The 17,996-nt window shown below is 40.7% G+C and carries 19 protein-coding genes; 11 read left to right on the forward strand and 8 right to left on the reverse strand.

Annotation, left to right across the window (positions count from 1 at the left end; translation table 11 throughout):
* The first annotated feature begins 108 nt into the window (after positions 1–108).
* A complete protein-coding gene (gene bcp / locus MKP07_RS10280) occupies positions 109–570 on the forward strand; it encodes a thioredoxin-dependent thiol peroxidase (protein ID WP_240847115.1) in 462 nt (153 codons plus the stop codon).
* Here the strand turns inward: bcp and MKP07_RS10285 are convergent.
* The 8 genes from MKP07_RS10285 to MKP07_RS38280 form a co-directional block, all read right to left on the reverse strand.
* Positions 567–1,166, reverse strand: a complete 600-nt coding sequence (locus MKP07_RS10285; RefSeq protein WP_240847116.1) for a Uma2 family endonuclease — start codon at positions 1,164–1,166, stop codon at positions 567–569. The genes bcp and MKP07_RS10285 overlap by 4 nt on opposite strands.
* Positions 1,167–1,305: 139 nt before the next feature.
* Positions 1,306–2,298: an aspartate-semialdehyde dehydrogenase gene (locus MKP07_RS10290; RefSeq protein ID WP_240847117.1), complete on the reverse strand. Its 993-nt coding sequence runs from the start codon at positions 2,296–2,298 to the stop codon at positions 1,306–1,308.
* Between the two features lie 298 nt (positions 2,299–2,596).
* Positions 2,597–2,899, reverse strand: a complete 303-nt coding sequence (locus tag MKP07_RS10295) for a hypothetical protein (RefSeq protein ID WP_240847118.1) — start codon at positions 2,897–2,899, stop codon at positions 2,597–2,599.
* A 145-nt stretch (positions 2,900–3,044) separates the two neighbouring features.
* On the reverse strand, positions 3,045–3,383 hold the full coding sequence (locus MKP07_RS10300; RefSeq protein WP_240847119.1) for a PfkB family carbohydrate kinase: 339 nt from the start codon (positions 3,381–3,383) through the stop codon (positions 3,045–3,047).
* Complete coding sequence (locus MKP07_RS10305) at positions 3,365–3,700, reverse strand: carbohydrate kinase family protein (protein WP_240847120.1); 336 nt, start codon at positions 3,698–3,700, stop codon at positions 3,365–3,367. The genes MKP07_RS10300 and MKP07_RS10305 overlap by 19 nt, the downstream gene beginning before the upstream one ends.
* On the reverse strand, positions 3,697–3,966 hold the full coding sequence (locus MKP07_RS10310; protein WP_240847121.1) for a carbohydrate kinase family protein: 270 nt from the start codon (positions 3,964–3,966) through the stop codon (positions 3,697–3,699). Before MKP07_RS10310 ends, MKP07_RS10305 begins: the two co-directional genes overlap by 4 nt.
* Before the next feature lie 172 nt (positions 3,967–4,138).
* Positions 4,139–5,134 (reverse strand): RNA polymerase factor sigma-54, encoded by a 996-nt coding sequence (rpoN, locus tag MKP07_RS10315; protein WP_262919246.1) that lies wholly within the window; start codon positions 5,132–5,134, stop codon positions 4,139–4,141.
* Positions 5,128–5,568, reverse strand: coding sequence for an RNA polymerase factor sigma-54 (locus MKP07_RS38280; protein WP_262919247.1), 441 nt, complete (start codon positions 5,566–5,568; stop codon positions 5,128–5,130). Before MKP07_RS38280 ends, rpoN begins: the two co-directional genes overlap by 7 nt.
* A 577-nt stretch (positions 5,569–6,145) precedes the next feature.
* Here MKP07_RS38280 and MKP07_RS10320 point away from each other — a divergent pair.
* The 10 genes from MKP07_RS10320 to MKP07_RS10365 all read left to right on the forward strand — a co-directional run bounded on the left by MKP07_RS10320 (position 6,146) and on the right by MKP07_RS10365 (position 17,976).
* Positions 6,146–6,916: a carboxypeptidase-like regulatory domain-containing protein gene (locus MKP07_RS10320; RefSeq protein ID WP_240847122.1), complete on the forward strand. Its 771-nt coding sequence runs from the start codon at positions 6,146–6,148 to the stop codon at positions 6,914–6,916.
* A 23-nt stretch (positions 6,917–6,939) separates the two neighbouring features.
* On the forward strand, positions 6,940–7,746 hold the full coding sequence (locus MKP07_RS10325) for a hypothetical protein (RefSeq protein ID WP_240847123.1): 807 nt from the start codon (positions 6,940–6,942) through the stop codon (positions 7,744–7,746).
* Between the two features lie 41 nt (positions 7,747–7,787).
* Positions 7,788–9,203 carry a SusC/RagA family TonB-linked outer membrane protein gene (locus MKP07_RS10330; protein WP_240847124.1) on the forward strand — a complete coding sequence of 472 codons (1,416 nt, stop codon included), beginning with the start codon at positions 7,788–7,790 and terminating at the stop codon, positions 9,201–9,203.
* Between the two features lie 56 nt (positions 9,204–9,259).
* Positions 9,260–10,645: a RagB/SusD family nutrient uptake outer membrane protein gene (locus MKP07_RS10335; RefSeq protein ID WP_240847125.1), complete on the forward strand. Its 1,386-nt coding sequence runs from the start codon at positions 9,260–9,262 to the stop codon at positions 10,643–10,645.
* Positions 10,646–10,922: 277 nt separating this feature from the next.
* Positions 10,923–12,557, forward strand: a complete 1,635-nt coding sequence (locus MKP07_RS10340) for a glucoamylase family protein (RefSeq protein ID WP_240847126.1) — start codon at positions 10,923–10,925, stop codon at positions 12,555–12,557.
* 45 nt (positions 12,558–12,602) lie between these two features.
* Entirely contained in the window at positions 12,603–13,244 is a 642-nt protein-coding gene (locus tag MKP07_RS10345) for an RNA polymerase sigma-70 factor (protein WP_240847127.1), read from the forward strand.
* A gap of 85 nt (positions 13,245–13,329) precedes the next feature.
* Positions 13,330–13,575 (forward strand): hypothetical protein, encoded by a 246-nt coding sequence (locus MKP07_RS10350; protein WP_240847128.1) that lies wholly within the window; start codon positions 13,330–13,332, stop codon positions 13,573–13,575.
* Between the two features lie 91 nt (positions 13,576–13,666).
* Positions 13,667–14,374, forward strand: a complete 708-nt coding sequence (locus MKP07_RS41090) for a FecR family protein (protein WP_317235987.1) — start codon at positions 13,667–13,669, stop codon at positions 14,372–14,374.
* A 109-nt stretch (positions 14,375–14,483) separates the two neighbouring features.
* Entirely contained in the window at positions 14,484–17,792 is a 3,309-nt protein-coding gene (locus MKP07_RS10360; protein ID WP_240847130.1) for a TonB-dependent receptor, read from the forward strand.
* A 10-nt stretch (positions 17,793–17,802) separates the two neighbouring features.
* A complete protein-coding gene (locus MKP07_RS10365) occupies positions 17,803–17,976 on the forward strand; it encodes a hypothetical protein (protein ID WP_240847131.1) in 174 nt (57 codons plus the stop codon).
* Positions 17,977–17,996: the final 20 nt, after the last annotated feature.

Consider the following 17,996-nt stretch of genomic DNA (forward strand, 5'->3'; position numbering starts at 1 on the left):
CTAAAACAAGTGACAAGAAAACTACTACAAAAAGCAGTTCGGCTAAAACAGGCACTACAACAAAGAAGAAATAGCATCTTCAGGAATTAAAAAATCGATAATCGCTTCATGGCTACACATTTAAAAGAGGGGCAAAAAGCTCCGGCATTTACAGGAAAAGACCAGGACGGAAACAAGATTTCTTTATCACAGTACAAAGGGCAAAAAGTGGCGTTGTATTTTTACCCGCAGGATCTTACACCCACCTGTACTATACAGGCCTGCAACCTCAGGGATAATTTTACATTGTTGCAACAGCAGGGAATTGCAGTGATAGGTGTTAGCCCGGATGATGAAGCCAAACACAAGCGGTTTGAACAACGCAATGCCCTTCCGTTTCCGTTAATTGCAGATACCAATCATAAAATACTGGAGAAGTATGGTGTTTGGGGCGAGAAGCAAATGTTTGGTCATAAATACATGGGTGTATACAGAACCACGTTTTTAATTGATGAAAAAGGAATCATCAAAAAGATCTTGCTGAAACCTAAAAGCAAGCAGCATGCCGAAGAGATCATCGAAAACTTTTAGTCAGTAAGATGTGTTCCATTGTATACGTCGTGAACCGGAATAGTTACATCAACAGATGGGAGGATTAAATGATCGGCGAGCTTTTTATATTCTTCCAATTCCCAATGTCCGCCTGTGTTGATGCCGAATACTTCTATATTTACTGATTCTGAATCAATCAAAATATATTCTTTTAGTGAAGGAATATCGCGATACAATTTAAATTTTCCACCACGGTCATAATTTTTTGTAGATGGAGAAAGAATTTCTATCAACACAACAGGTAAGATCATCGTATCATCATCTTCCTGCGACGAAATAAAGTCACCGCAAAAAATAGAGATATCCGGGTAGGTATACAAGGTATTTTGCGGAATATGTATGCGAAGATCACTTCCGTAGGGTTGACAGCGTTTACCTTTTAATGATATGTATAATTCACCTAATACATTTTTGGAAATCACATTGTGTTTTCCTCCAGCCCCGGCCATAGCAAAAATTTCTCCCTGGAAAAATTCGTGTTTGGTATCGGACTCCTTTTCCATAGCCAGGTATTCAGCTGCGGTGTAAATGGCTTTGCGATAGGCTGCTTCAGGTTCATTTAAGATGTTATCCATATCTGCAATTTACTTAATTTTTGGGGATGCTCTAGCTTTCAAAAGTTAAAACGGGAGAATACAAGTGTTCTGATATTACTTTAAAACAAAAGCCAGCAGTCTGTTTTAAACCACTGGCTTTTATATGATTAATTAGAGATTATATCAGGTTATTAGCCACCAGGTATTCGGCTACCTGAACAGCATTAGTAGCAGCACCTTTACGCAGGTTGTCGCTTACGATCCACATATTTAATGTTTTAGGTTGTGTTTCATCGCGACGGATGCGACCTACAAAAACCTCATCTTTTTCGTGCGCGTCCATTGGCATAGGATATTGCTGGTTAGCCAGGTCATCAACTACCACAACGCCTGGAGCCGATTCCAGCAGGTTTCTTACTTCTGTCAGTTCAAATTCATTTTCGAATTCAATATTTACGCTTTCGCTATGACCGCCCATAACCGGTATACGAACGGTAGTTGCAGTTACTTTAATATTGTCATCACGCATAATTTTTTTAGTCTCGTTCACCATTTTCATTTCTTCTTTGGTGTAACCATTATCTGTGAACACATCAATCTGCGGAATAACATTTAAATCGATAGGGTATTTGTAAGCCATCGGGTATTCACTGGCATTGTTTCTTTCACCCATTAACTGATCTACTGCTTTAACGCCAGTACCTGTTACGCTCTGGTAAGTTGATACAACAACACGTTTAATTTTATATACTTTATGCAAAGGCTGAAGCGCTACTACCATTTGTATGGTGGAGCAGTTAGGATTTGCTATAATTTTATCGTTAGTCGTCAGTATATCTGCGTTGATCTCAGGAACGATCAATGGTTTTGACGGATCCATTCTCCAGGCAGATGAATTATCTACCACGGTTATGCCTGCCGCTGCAAACTGAGGAGCCCATTCGGTTGACGTGCTTCCTCCAGCCGAAAATAAAGCCACAGCTGGTTTTGCTGCAATGCCGTCTGTCATGCTCACCACTTTATATTTTTTCCCCTTGAACTCAACTTCTTTACCCACACTTCTTTCAGATGCTACCGGAACCAGTTCCGTAACCGGAAAGTTTCTTTCAGCCAATACCTGCAACATTTTGGTGCCCACAAGGCCGGTGGCGCCCACTACTGCAACTTTCATTTTTTATTTTTTGGTTTTAGATATAAAAAAAGCCTTCCGTATTTACGGAAGGCCTGTTAAAAAATTTATGTTCTGCACACAAAAACTACAACCTTCCGTTACGGATGTTTCTTAATCTTTGTATGTTTCTTTATTGTCATTGGGTTGCAAAAATAGATTGATGACTGAAATCAACAAAATATTTTTACCCGAACGGGTTTCTTTAACGTTCATTTGGCGAATTAAAAAGTAAAGGAAACCACAAACTCCCGCATACATTGCTGCTGCCTGGAGCTGGTTGAACCTAATCAACGACCCTTTATTTTGCCTTTACAGGAATGATTTGTGATCTTTTACCTGCTCCTGACTTCTGGGCCAGGAACCACATAATGGTAAAGGATGGGATAATGTCCATGCCGGGCATAATCTCTTCAACAAAGTTGAAAATACCACCAAATACGCCTTTCGCACCACCGAAGGTTTTAGCAAAAATGATGGCCGAGATGGGAGCCCAGACTACATCTGAAAATTCTCCAACTCCGGGAATGGCGAAAGACAGGTAACCAATAGCATCCATAATAATACAAAACAACAGGGATGGCGATTTCTGAATATTTGTCATTTTTAAAGTTTGTTTCAAATAAGAGGTCAAATATTGAGCAAAAGTTGTACGGGGCATCGCTGTTCACCGATCTTTTAAATAGGTATACCGACAATTAAAAAGCGGACCTTTGGAGCCCGCTTAATTAATATAATTGATTTTCAGCCTAAGACAATTCAGCCTGGTAGTTGGTTAATTCTCTAAACTGCTGAACTCTCTGGTTAATATCTTCTTTGGTAATTTCCTTGAGGCGTGTAGTTCCAAATTTTTCTACACAAAAGCTGGCTAAAGCGCTTCCTACGATAATAGCTGTTTTCATATTTTCGAAAGAAATATCGCCTGTTTTTGCCAGGTATCCGATAAATCCACCTGCAAAAGTATCACCCGCACCGGTAGGGTCAAATACCTCCTCTAATGGCAGGGCCGGTGCTACAAACACCTGGTTTTCGTGGAACAATAAAGCGCCATGCTCCCCTTTTTTAATGATCAGGTATTTAGGTCCCATTGTAAGGATTTTTTAGCTGCTTTTACCAGGGAAAACTCTGCCGTTAACTGCCGGGCTTCGCTATCGTTTACCAACAGCACATCTATCTTGCTGATCACTTCTTCTAATTCTGGCAGTGCTATGTCCATCCAGAAGTTCATGGTATCCAGCACAATCAGTTTCGGTCTTTGAGTAAGCTGGTTAATAACGCTCAACTGAACAGCGGGGGCCAGGTTGCCCAGCATTAAAAAGTCTGCACCCTGGTAACTTTCAGGAATTACCGGTTTAAAATCACCCAATACATTTAATTCTGTAACCAAAGTGTCACGGGTATTCATGTCCAGGTGATACTTACCTGCCCAAAAAACGATTTCCTGTCCGGCACTATTTCAACAGCCTCCGTTTCAACACCACGACGGCGTAAGTCTTCGAGTTCTTCTTCAGGGAAATCATATCCCACCACCGATACCTGTTGTATCGGCTGTACAAAATTGGCCGCGGCGTAAGCGATATAGGTACCCGCTCCACCAATTATTTTATTCGACTTGCCAAAAGGCGTTTCAATGTCATCAAAGGCCATGGAGCCTACTACTATAACAGACATACTTCAATTATGATTTGCAACCTGTCTCTGCCGACAGGCAGGTTTACGATTGTAATAACGGCGGCAAAAGTAAGATTAATGCAGAATGTTTAAGGTTTAAAGTTCTGGCGTTCAATTGTAACAATTCCAATCGTTAACCTTAAACCTTGAATTTTAAACCGGGCGCGGTTCCCTATACTAATTCCTTCCTCAATCTGGCAACCGGTATATTTAATTGTTCGCGATATTTCGCTACGGTTCTGCGGGCAATATTATAACCTTTTTCCTGCAATAGTTCTGTTAGTTTCTCATCGCTTAAAGGGTGTCTTTTACTCTCAGATTCAATCATATCGCTCAGGATCTTTTTTACCTCACGTGTAGAAACCTCTTCACCACTATCGGTGCTGAGTGATTCGCTGAAAAAGAATTTTAGCCGGTAAGTACCAAACTCGGTTTGCACAAATTTACTGTTGGCCACGCGACTTACTGTAGAAATATCCAGGTGGGTTTTCTCCGCAATATCTTTCAATATCATTGGCCGGAGCGAGGTCTCATCGCCTGTAAGGAAAAACTCTTCCTGGTGACTCATGATAGCGCCCATGGTGTCGAGCAAAGTATGCTGCCGCTGTTTAATAGCGTCTATAAACCACTTGGCTGCATCTATTTTTTGTTTTATAAAAAGAACTGCCTCTTTTTGCTGTCTATCTTTTTTAGTACCACGACTGTACTCCTTCATCATATCCCGGTAGCCTTCGCTGATGCGCAATTCGGGCGCGTTACGGCTATTGAGCGTTAACTCCAGTTTGCTGTTGTTGTTAAGAATGAAGAAGTCAGGTACTACATAACTCTCCGCCTTATTTACCGATCCGATATTACCTCCGGGTTTGGGATTTAACCGGATGATTTGCTGCATTACTTCTTTTAATTCGCCATCTTCCAGGCCAAGGCCACGCTGAATCTTTTCATAATGCTTCTTGGTAAACTCGTCAAAGTATTTTTCGATAGCTACAATGGCAATGTCTACATCTTTTCCTTCGGCTTTCTGCCTTCTCAATTGTAGTAAAAGGCATTCAGGTAAATCTCTTGCACCCACTCCTGGTGGGTCAAATTGCTGAATTTTCGAAATAATATCATCCACTTCTTCTACAGAAGTCTCAATGTTTTGTCTGAAGGCCAGGTCATCTACCAACGCGGGGTATCTCTTCTCAGATATCCGTCTTCGTCTATACTGCCTATGATGTGTTCAGCGATTCTCTTTTGCTGATCACTTAAGGAAAGTAAGCCCAGTTGGCTCACCATCAAATCATAAAAACTCGCTTCATTTTTAACAGGTAGCTGTCGGTTGTCTTCATCGTCTGCGTAATTGTCTTCCCGGGTTTTATATTCTGCAATTTCGCCGTCGTCATCGTGCAGGTACTCGGTAACATCTATGTTCTCATAATCATCAACGCTTCCGTCCTGTTCTTCATAATTGTCGGACTCCTCAGCATTATCACTGAACTCATCGGCATAGGGGTCTTCATCTTTATGCGCCTCCTCGTCTACTTCAAGGGCGGGGTTTGCTTCGAGCTCTTCTTTAATACGCTCTTCCAGGTTAGCCGTAGGCACCTGCAGTAATTTCATTAATTGAATTTGCTGGGGAGAAAGCTTTTGTAAGAGTTTTTGTTGTAGAGATTGTCCTAGAGCCACCGTTCAAAAATTTCATTATCAAAAATCGAGCCTAACTTTACAAAGATAGCTATCTGGGTTACTGAAAATATTTTTTATTGTAGTTTTATTGACGTATATTTTTGGGTTTCTACCACTTATCCGAAAAACGAATACATTAAAGGCTTCCAATTAGGGATCATACTTCCGGGATTTTTCTTTTGTACAATTTGCTGTTTTTTTGCGGCACTATTCGTTGACCAGCCCTACAATGCGGTACTGTAGCGGCTTTGAGCATGTTGTGCTGGCTGGCGCTGTATTTTGTGGAACGAAGTTTTGCAAAATCGTTTTTAGCTCAATAGAGGTAAAAACGGTAAAAATTTTTCTACACTATCCGTCGACCGCTTATCAAATTATTAAAAATATTTTAACGTATTTTTTAATAATGTATTTAAAACACATTAACTTTGTGTTAACTAACGGTTGTTGTCTTGTTGCTTTGCTATAACCGTATTCGTGAAAACTGTATTCTTTATTAATTAAACGATCTTAAATGAAAGGCTTGCAATTCAGGAGGGAATCACCTCTGCGCATCCGTACCCATAATTGGGCCGGGTTGTTTCTGTTTTTTTTAGCAATCTTTTGTGGCAGCGTAGGTTTTGCTCAAACTATTACCGTTAAGGGTAATGTAATGAGCGATGCCGGTTCGGCACTACCCAATGTATCTGTACAGGTGAAAGGTTCTTCCGCAGGTACCGCGACTGACTCCTCTGGAAATTTTACTATTAATGTGCCTAATGCCAATGCTGTTCTTGTTTTTTCATCTGTAGGATACACAGAAAAGGAAGAAGCGGTAAATGGCAGGGAGGAAATAGCCGTAGTCTTAACAGCTTCGGCAGAAAACCTGGAGCAGGTAGTGGTGATTGGTTATGGTACGCAGAAAAAGGAAAATGTAACCGGAAGTATTGGCGTTATCTCTTCAAAAGACTTGCAGGATCGTCCCAACCCTAATCCGATAAGCTCTGTTCAGGGTAAAGTTTCGGGTGTGCAGATTCTAAACTCTGGTGCGCCAGGCGGCTCGCCCAGGGTTGACATTAGAGGTATTAGTTCAATTACAGGCAAAACAGTTTTTATTGTAGATGGAATGATTACCGATGATATATCTTTCTTAAATCCTCAGGATATTGAATCGATGAGTATTTTGAAAGATGCGTCAAGTTTGGCGATTTTTGGTGCGCAGGCATCGAACGGAGCCGTAATTATAAAAACCAAAGCGGGAAGAGGAAAGCCTGTCTTCAATCTTAATTCTTATGTAGGTGTGTAAAAAAAGTAACCAATATTCCCGAGATGGTTAATGCAGACCAATATATAGAGTTGTATAACGAAAAATTGAACAACGAAAAGGTTGCAAATCCTGTTTATCTTTCAAGAGTTGATACGACAGCTAATACCAATTGGTTTGACGAAGTTTTTAAATCGGGGATCATTCACGCTACGGATTTTTCTGTACAGGGAAAATGGAAACCATTGGGTTATTTTTTAAGCGTAGGTTATTTAGATGATGGCGGAACGCTCAATGCCGGCAAAGGTGTAAACTCCGGCAACAATTTTAGAAAGTTTACTGCTAGAGCCAATTTGTCGTACAAAATTTCTAACAGTATTACAATTGGGAACAATTTTACCTGGAGTAAAATTAATACCAACAATGCCAACAATCCATTGCTCACGGCGTACAGTGCACCTCCGGTTTATGCTCCATTTAATCCTACAACAAACGATTATACATTCTTTTCTTTGGTTTCTTTAGCAAACCCAAGAGCTACTCTGGATTTATTTCGTTCCAAAAACGACGAAAACAGATTTTTAGAAAATATTTGGGGTGAAGTAAAATTCCTAAAAGACTTTACTTTCAAAATCAGCTATTCGATAGACAATAGAAATGTAAGCCGTTATAATTACACTGCCATAAGTTCTTATCTGCCTACGCCTAACCGGGCTACTTTGGAAGATTGGGACGAAGACTATAAAAACTACGTTTGGGATAATACGCTTAGCTGGAAAAAAGTTTTACCGAACATAATTTTGAAGTTCTTGCAGGTTATTCCCGATCTCAAAGCCATTACAACGGAATTTGGAGAAAGGCCTGGGATGTAGATTTCACCGGCGATGAGTCTTCGCTTGATATAGCAAAAGGTGTGGATCAAATTGAAAGCGACCATGTTCGATATCCTGACAAATTAGACCCGTACAAAAACAGGATCGAATCTCAGTTTGGAAGAATTAACTACGATTATGCAGGTAAATATCTTATCAATGCTTCGGTAAGAAGAGACGGTGCTACAGGTTTTTCTTCTGATGACAGATACAGAATATTTCCAGCAGTTAGTGCGGGTTGGGTAATCTCCAAAGAGAGCTTTATGAAAGACCAGGATCTTTTCAGCTTCTTAAAACTTAGAGGAAGTTGGGGTAGATTGGGTAATCCTAATGTTACCCGGGCTTATACCCTTGCAACTACAGTATTCAACGATGGCGCATATTTTGGCGGTGTAGGTTTTCCTGCTGAAACCATCACCGAGGTAATAGATCCCACTATTGGCTGGGAAACTACAGAAGGTACTGATTTTGGTTTAGAAATAGGGTTCTTACGCAACAAGCTTAAAATAGAAGCAACATTGTTCAACAAATTATCAAATGATGTAGTGTATAGAATTAATCAGCCTGTAGTTTCAGGGGCCAGCAACGCATCAAGTTTTATTACCAATGCGTATTCTTTTAGAAACAAAGGTTTTGAAGGCGCGGTAAACTATGATGGCAGATTGGGCAATGCCTTGAAATTTGGTGTTTACGCAAACATTACCACTTTAAACAACAAAATTACCGAAGTTTACGGGGGCTCATTTAATGAACCCGGTCCTTTCCTTTTTGGTAATACTATTGTAAGATTGCAGTTAGGACAACCTGTTGGCTCTTATTACGGCTATAAAGTTGCTGGTATTTTCCAAAACCAGGCAGAAGTAGATGCAGCACCTACCCAAAATGGTAAAACAGTGGGTGGTTTCAAATTTGCCGATTTAGATGACAATGGTTTGATAGACAACCGGGACAAAACTTTCTTAGGCAGCCCCGTTCCTAAATTCACTTATGGTTTTGGTTTTAATCTAGCCTATTACAGTTTAGATTTTGGTATAGATTTTCAAGGTGTTCAGGGCAACGAAATTTACAACTATAATAGGGAGCAGCGCTTCGGAAATGAAAGCTGGGATTTGGATATGTACAATAAACGTTGGCATGGAGCGGGAACGTCAAATACCAATGCTATGATTACCAACAATCAGGCGATCATTGTACCAAACAGCTTTTATGTAGAGGATGGTAGCTATTTTAGAATCAGAAATGTAGTAATGGGATATACGCTTCCGCAGCGCACTTTACAATCCCTGGGCATACAAAAAATAAGATTTTACCTAGGCGCACAAAATCCTCTAACAACATTTAAATACAACGGATTTTCTCCGGAAATCTTAAATAGTGACAGGGTGCAAATGGGCGTAGATAATAATATCTATCCGCTTTCTGCGACTTATACTTTGGGCGTAAACGTAATATTTTAAAACACTAGAAATCATTTTGACATGAAAAAATATTAATCATATCAGCTGCGTTTACATTGCTAATATCCGGTTGTAAGGGCGACTTTTTAGATATTCCTTTGGAAGGGCAAACAGAGGCTCCGGAATTCTTTCAAACGCAAGACGATGCGCTCAAAGCTGTAAGCGCCATTTATACTTTTTTAAGAAGCTGGGATAATTCGGCCTTCCCGTATCAATACCTGTTTGGTGTTCCGGCAGATGATGTAGAGAAAGGCTCTAACCCTGGAGACGCCTCATTTATAAATGCCTACAATAATTTTACTTTTACTGAAAGTGATGATGGTGTGAACGGTTATTGGAACGGGCAATGGCAGGCTATAGGCCGTACGAATCAGGTTATAACCAATGTTCCAAACATCAATATGGATGCAACATTAAAGAATCGCCTTGTTGCGGAGAGCAAAATGTTGAGAGCCTACTTTTACTTTAACCTGGTAAGAATTTATGGTGGCGTACCTATCTTCGATGGGCTTCAGGAGAACTATAATATACCCAGAAATACAGTAGAAGAAGTGTACGCATTCATTGCAAAAGATCTTACGGAAGCGGCAGATGTTTTGCCTCAAACATATTCAGCAGCCGATTTGGGAAGAGTAACGAAAGGCGGTGCACTGGGGCTTTTATCAAAAGTATATTTATATCAAAAAAACTGGCAAAAAGCCTATGATGTTTCAAATCAGGTAATAGCATTGGGTTATAGTTTAGATCCGGACTTCAATCATCTTTTTAGAGTTGCCGGGGAGTTTGGAACCGAATCGGTTTTTGAAGTAAATTGCGATTGTAAGCCCGGTTTTGGCGGTTCTCAATATGCCGAAGTGCAAGGTGTAAGAAACCTTTTTGGTTGGGGGTTCTTTGTTCCTACTACAAGTTTAGAAAGTGCTTTTGAAGCAGGAGATATTCGCAAAGAGCTCACAATTTTAAGGCAAGGAGAGACCACGCTTGAAGGCGATTTAATTCAAAAAGGAGATCCTTTGGCCGGAGATATGTGGAATCAAAAAATATATGTTCCTAAATCGGTTAATAATAATACCTGTGGATATGGTTCTGTACAAAACATCAGAATTTTGCGTTTTGCAGAAATATTATTAATCAATGCTGAAGCAGCAAATGAATTAGGTAATTCTGCTGTTGCTGAAACTCAATTAAATAAAGTAAGAAAAAGAGCCAATTTGGGAAATACAACAGCCACTACACAGCCGACTTTAAGAACGGCAATTTGGAAGGAAAGAAGAGTAGAATTGGCAATGGAGGGTGACCGTTTTGTGGATTTGGTAAGAACCGGTCAGGCTGCAACAGCATTGGCTTCCCTGGGATTTCAAGCCGGCAAAAACGAATTGTTTCCGATTCCTTTGCTTGCTATTAATCAAAGTAATGGAGTGCTTACACAAAACCCTGGATACTAGTGTCAAGAGCAAGCAATAAATATTCAATTCAATTTAATTGTTTGGTATTTGATGCTTTGCGGGAAATGGACTTGTGTGTTTTGTAACAGACACGCAAATGGTTAAACAACGAGCCAGGTCATTGTAAATAGCGTCAAAGGAGTTGCTGATATAATCAGTAGCTCCTTTAAAATTGTATAAAAGCTGGTAGCTATAAAGACAATTTTGTCATAGAGTTTTTTAAGTCGATGGAGTACTGCAAGTTGGTTATTTTATTTTCCTGTATACTACTACTTTCTTGTGGATCGAAAGAGGGGCAATGACCCAACCTGTTGATATGGTAAAAAATCCATCTTTGTATGCGGCAACGTTGAACAATACTTTATTAAGTGCAACTTTATGGAACGCATCAGTAAGCCCGCTGATAAAGCTCACCTTTTCTCAGCCGCTCAAACCTGCTACAGTAATCACTTCTGTAACATTGAAGGGTAACACTGGTAATGTCATTCCTGTATTAGCGACAGTTACGAATGGAGATTCCGCAATTCTTGTTCAAAGTATGGCTTCACTTGCTTATCTGACGCAGTATACTCTAACTGTATCCAAGAACCTTCAATCTGCATCCGGCGGTAATTTACAAACCGCAGTTAATAATAGTTTTGTTACACATCTCGACTCTTCCCGAAAATTTCCCACACTTACCAATGAGCAGCTTTTAGATAAAGTGCAGCAGCAAACATTGAAATATTTCTGGGATTTTGCGCATCCAACAAGTGGTATGATCAGGGAGGGTAGTAAACATTCGCCTGATATTGTCACCAGTGGCGGCACTGGTTTTGGTGTAATGGCTTTACTGGCTGGAATGGAACGAGGGTTTGTTAATAGGACAGAGGGGCTTGCGCGCATACAAAATATTGTTACATTTTTGAAAGACAAGGCGCAGCGTTTTCATGGCGCCTTTCCGCATTGGATGAACGGGGCTTCGGGAGCGGTGATCCCTTTCAGTGCTAATGATAACGGCGCCGATCTGGTGGAGACCTCACTGCTGCTGATGGGGTTAATAACGGCTCGCCAGTACTTTACCGGTGCAGATGCTTTAGAGACGAACCTGCGAAACGATATCAATGGCTTATGGAATGCCGTAGAATGGGATTGGTTCCGGCAAAACAGTCAAAATGTTCTCTATTGGCATTGGAGTCCTTCGGCGGCCTGGACCATAAACCTTAAAGTGCAGGGATGGAATGAGTGCCTCATTACCTATGTGCTGGCGGCATCCTCCACCACACATACTATTACAAAGGATGTTTATGACAATGGCTGGGCCAGGAGCGGAGCCTTCAAAAATGGCAATACTTACTATAACTACGTGCTGCCATTAGGTGAAAATATGGGTGGTCCGTTGTTCCTGGCACATTACTCTTTTATGGGTATTAATCCTAACGGGTTGAGTGATGCTTATGCTAATTATCAAACACAAACAAAAAATCATACACTCATCAATTACGAATATTGTAAGGCAAATCCAAAAAGTTATTATGGTTATAGCGATTCGGTATGGGGATTAACAGCGAGTAATATCAAAGATGGTTATACTGCTTCTTCACCCACTAATGATCAGGGGTTTATAGCGCCTACTGCTGCTATTTCTTCTATGCCTTATACGCCTAATGAGTCGATGGCAGCACTGAAATTCTTTTATTATGTTTTAGGAGATAAGCTGTTTAAGGATTATGGCTTTGTAGATGCTTTCTCTTTGGATGTCGTAAAGAATAATGGAGCCTGGTTTGCGGACACATATCTGGCTATTGACCAGGGACCTATTATCGTAATGATTGAAAATTATAGATCGGGCCTGCTATGGAATTTGTTTATGAGCGCACCGGAAGTAAAATCGGGAATGAGAAAACTGGGATTTAATGGACCCGCTTTGTAAAAGAAATGCTTTTGAGTTTTAAGAAATTAATTTAATCCAATACTTTTGCAGAACTTGAGATCCGATAGTATCCATAACGATGACCTTATTGGAGACGAACTTCGCCAGCTTCAGCATCAAATACAAAAAGGAGATACGGCTGCCTTTACACGGCTATATAGCATCCTGTTTAAGCGATTGTATAGCTTTTCTTTTTCGATAGTAAAGGTGGCTGATCTTGCCCACGAAGTGGTAGAAGATGTTTTGCTGAAGCTTTGGATGCAGCGCGAAAAAATAGATGCGATCCAAAACCTGCCGGTATATCTATATGTAGCCGTTAAAAATCAATCACTAAATAAACTGGCACTAAAAGCCAACCAATGGCTAACCGAGGACTTTGATGAGTTGACTCCTGAAGTAGCTACTATTCAAAATGATCCCCTCCGGTTAATGATTACCAGGGAGATGCTTGACAAGATCAATGAAGCCATCGAAAACCTGCCTCCACGTTGTAAAATGATTTTCAAGCTGGTTCGGGAGGATGGACTTCGTTATAAGGAAGTGGCCGAAATTCTCAATATTTCTGTCAATACCATCGATGTACAAATGGCCACTGCTGTAAAACGCATCTGTGAGTCGCTGGGTGTTTCGCCTAAACAGCCTTTTTCTCTTTTTCAGAAAAAAATAAAAAAATGCTATTTTTTATAGTAGATGATTTTCATTCTACTGTCCTTTATGGTATAACGGTTGTCTGTTTGCTATAATGAGGATTAACGAAGAGATATGGAAATTAATGTCGCGCTGCGTTTTTAACGAAGCGACTGACGAAGAAATGCAACAGCTTCAGCAATTGCTGAATGATGATCCAGGCCTACAACAACAGTATGACTTGATCAGCCAGGTATTTAAGAACGCAAGTGCTCCGAATTTACCAGATCCTTATAATTACGAGTTACAAGCTTTAAGCTTATTGGATAAGGCTGAGAAAATGGAAGCTCTGGCAGGCCCAGAAACAGTAATCCGTCCCATAAAAAAATAAAATATTGGCTGGTGGCTGCCTCCATAGTTGCATTGATAGCGACAGCAGCCACAGTCTTTTATAATACAGGAACTAAAAAAAAGAACCACAAATTGCCGGCGTTACCAGGGATGGAGAGCGAAAGCCATTGGTGCTGACGGATGGTACTAAAGTATGGTTAAATGCAGGATCGAGGTTAAGTTACCTTCCCGGGTTTAGTGCTGCCACGCGTGAGGTAATGTTGGAGGGCGAAGCTTTTTTTGATGTTACTGAAGATAAATCGAAGCCCTTTGTGGTACATGCCGGGCATGTATTGATCAGGGTACTGGGAACCGCGTTCAATGTAAAAGCTTACCATGAAGATCACTCGGTAACAACCTCCTTATACAGAGGGCTGGTTAGCATTACGCGGGAGCAGGATGGACAAACAAGTCAACCGATTTTGTTGTATCCCCACCAGAAAATAATACTGCCTGTAGATGCGCAAGCGTTGGGTGACCAGTCCGCTTCCCCGAAAGAGTTGGCTCCTGTTAAGATAGAATTTATGGATAGCTCGCAGGCAGAACCTAAGCGTATCGAAACCTCGTGGATCTACAATAGGCTTGAGTTCAGGGGAGATGATTTTATAACACTGGCTTATAAACTGCAGCACTGGTTCAACATTAAAGTCAATTTCGGTGATGTGGCAGTACAGCGTTTAAGCTTTAATGGTTCTTTCGAAAAGGAAACCATCGATCAGGCAATGAAGGCGCTTCAACTCGCCAATCCCTTTTTGTATAAAATAGAAAATAATGAGGTATTTATTTATTCTGCTCCATAGGCTGCACCTGCATTAAAGCCGTGCAATAGTAATTATAAAAATAGTTAATCGTAATGCCTGTCACAAATGAAATGATCGACGGGCAATAATCAAAAAATCAACAATCGAAATGAAATGCTTGCAAAAAGATGTTGCTTATCTGCACAAAACTAAAGTTGTACTTGCCATGAAATTGATGCTGATGTTATTGCTGTTTACTTTTAACCTGAATGCAACAGGTTTTAGTCAGCACCGCATCTCGCTAAAAATTAAAAAAACCGAGATTGCTGAAATTTTCCGCACATTGGAAAGCCAGTCTTCTTACCGGTTTTTGTACAACAACAATCTAAGGGATTTGAAAACCCGGGCGTCGGTTAATGTAAAAGATGCATCTATAGATGAAATACTTCCTGTTTTATTATTCCATACCAATATGACCTATCATAAAATGGAAAATAACCTGGTAGTGATTAAGGAAGACCCTTTGGCTAAGAAAGATGTAACAGTAACGGGCCAGGTTACCGATAGCTCCGGTGCTCCGCTCTCAGGGGTTTCGGTACAGGTAAAGAATACCGATATAGGTACTGTTACAAATAACGAAGGACAGTTCAGTATTAGCGTTCCCGATGCCAATAGCATACTGGTTTTTTCCAGGGTGGGTTATGAAACCGTAGAACGTAGCCTGAATGGTTCGACTTCTGTCGATATTGTTTTACTGGCATCACAGGCTATATTAGACCAGGTGGTAGTGGTAGGGTACGGAACGCAAAGAAAAAGAGATTTAACGGGTGCTATTGCCTCTGTAAGTGGAGAGGAAATAGCGCGAATGCCTAATACTAATCCGATCAGCTCTTTACAAGGTAAAGTAGCCGGTTTAACTATTTCTAATTCTGGTTCACCTGGCGCTGCTCCGGTTGTGAGAATAAGAGGCGTCAATAGTACCAATAACAGCAATCCTATTTACGTGGTAGATGGAATTATACAGGATAACATTGATTATTTAAACCCTGGCGATATTGAGAGCATTGATGTTTTACGCGACCCATCTTCCATAGCCATTTATGGTCTCGCCGGCGCTAATGGTGTTATTGCAGTTACTACTAAGGTAGCAGCACGCGGGCAAACAAGGATTAACCTGGTTAGTTCGGTAGGGATTAATAAAGTACAAAATAAAATTGGTGTTACTGATGCGGAAGGATTTAAAAAACTATATAATGCACAGCTTGCGAATTTGGGAGCTCAACCATTTGACTATAGTAAGTATACCGCTAATACAGATTGGCAGGACGAAATTTTTAGAAATGCCATATTCACCAATCACAGTTTAAGTATTTCGAACAATGGTGAAAAAGCTACTACCTATTTAAATGTTGGCTACGCCAAGCAGGAAGGCGTGGTTAAAAACGGAGCTTATGAAAGATTTAATGCCCGGTTGAAAGAGGAACTGCGTGTTAATAAAAACATCAAAGTAGGTGGGGAGATTACAGGAACATACTGGAAGGCAGACCCTACAGAAGCATCGGTAACCAATGCGCAATGGGCGGCGCCCATTGTGCCTATACAAGCAGGTCCAGGCCTTTACTACGCCATGCCTTCGTTTCAAAAGGCACAGGTCGGAAATCCAATAGCCGCTATTGACAGGGGTGATGGTACCTCTTTAAATCGGGGGTATAGATTTGTTGGAAGTCTTTTTGCGGAGATCAAATTTTTGAAAGATTTCACCTGGAAGTCTATCGTGTATGGTGACATGGGCTTCAATAATGCCCGTTCGTATAGCCCATTACCTTACAGGTTTATCAACCTCGGTGAAAATGGCCCATCTGATACTGCTTACGACGACAGGGTTTTCACCAGTGTTTCGCAAAGCCAGAATGAGTACAGGCGCTTTCAGCAAGATCACACTTTAAGCTGGGACAAAAATTTAGGGGGAGGACATAGGTTTAGTGCTGTAGGTGGATTTACATCGGTTTATACCGATAACACGCAATTAAGTGGAAACCGTAGAGATACTACCATCAATGTCCCTAATAGTCCGGATTTTTGGTATATCAATATTATCAATGTAGCTAACCCTGGAACGTATGGAGGCAGTGGTGGTAAGAATTCGTTGGTGGGTGCTTTTGCCAGGGCAAGTTATTCTTTTAAAAATAAATACCTGCTGAATGCAACAGTGCGCCGTGATGGTAGTTCAAAATTTGCAGCTTCTAACAGGTGGGCTACGGCAGGAAGTGTTGGTTTAGGATGGGTGTTAAGCGAGGAGGATTTTCTCAAATCTGTGGAAAAAATCAATTTCCTGAAATTGCGGGGAGCTTGGGGTAAGCTAGGAAACTCGCAGGGCGTTCCCGATAATTTATACCAGCCAGGTATTAGTAATGCAAGCACAGCTGTTTTTGGAGATAATGTATATACTGCTATACAGGCAGCCTATTTATTAAGTCCTGATGTGCGTTGGGAAATGGTGCGAGGTATAGATTTAGGGTTAGATCTGAAAGCGTTTGATAACCGGTTCAACATGGAGGTTAATTTTTATGACAGAACTACAGATGGTATTTTAACCAGCCTTGAAATTCCCAATGATCAAAGAAGATTGTTTAAGAACCTGGGTAAAATTACCAACAAGGGTGTTGAAGTCACTGCTGGCTGGAGCGATCGTTTCGAAAGTGGGTTTAGTTATGGCGTAAGCGGCAACTTTAGTTATAATAAAAACATTGTAAATTCTATAGGAGACAAAATTAATTTCCAGATCATAGGTAACGGTGGAGCCAATCTTACCGAAACCGGCAAATCGATAGGATACTTTTATGGATATCGGCAGGAAGGTATTTATCAAACACCTACCCATATACAGAATAGTCCTTATTTTGCTAATGCTCTTCCGGGTGATATCAGGTATGCAGATATTAATGGCAATGATACGGTCACTACAGCGGATAGAACCTACCTGGGAACACCATTTCCACCTTACAGTTTTGCCTTTAGCTTTAATGTTGGCTATAAGGGCTTTGATCTGTTGGTAGACGGACAAGGCGTTGCAGGCAACAAAATTTATGCGCAGCGTAGAACATCCAACTTCGCAACATTAAATTATGAGGTAAACAGGCTGAATGCATGGACCGGTCCCGGCACATCTAATATCGAACCAATACTGGATGCTACCAGGGGAAATAATTACCTGTTCAGTAGCTATTTCCTGGAGCCGGGAGACTATTTCCGCCTACGTACCGTTCAATTGGGCTATTCCTTTAATTCGACACTATTACAGAAAGCTTCCATCAAAAATGCACGCATCTATGTTAGCGGCCAAAACGTAGTTACATGGACGAAGGCGACAGGGTACACTCCTGAAGCACAGATAGGAAGCATTACCGGTGGTGGTGCTGACAACGGCGTTTATCCGATTCCTTCCACCTACACTTTAGGTATTAATCTTACTTTTTAATAAAAAGACTATGAAGATATTTAATTATAAAATACTAATTGTACTTGTATTTATCACTTCGCTCATGAGTTGTAAGAAATTTCTTACAACCGAAAGACAGGGGCTTACACCGCTGATAACTATCCTTATCCGGGTGGTTCGGGCCCTTATGATCAATATGTATTTGGCGCTTACAACGATTTAAGAAGTTATCATGTACATGTA

The organism is Paraniabella hibiscisoli, from assembly GCF_022512515.1.
In the GTDB taxonomy this organism is placed as follows: domain Bacteria; phylum Bacteroidota; class Bacteroidia; order Chitinophagales; family Chitinophagaceae; genus Niabella; species Niabella hibiscisoli.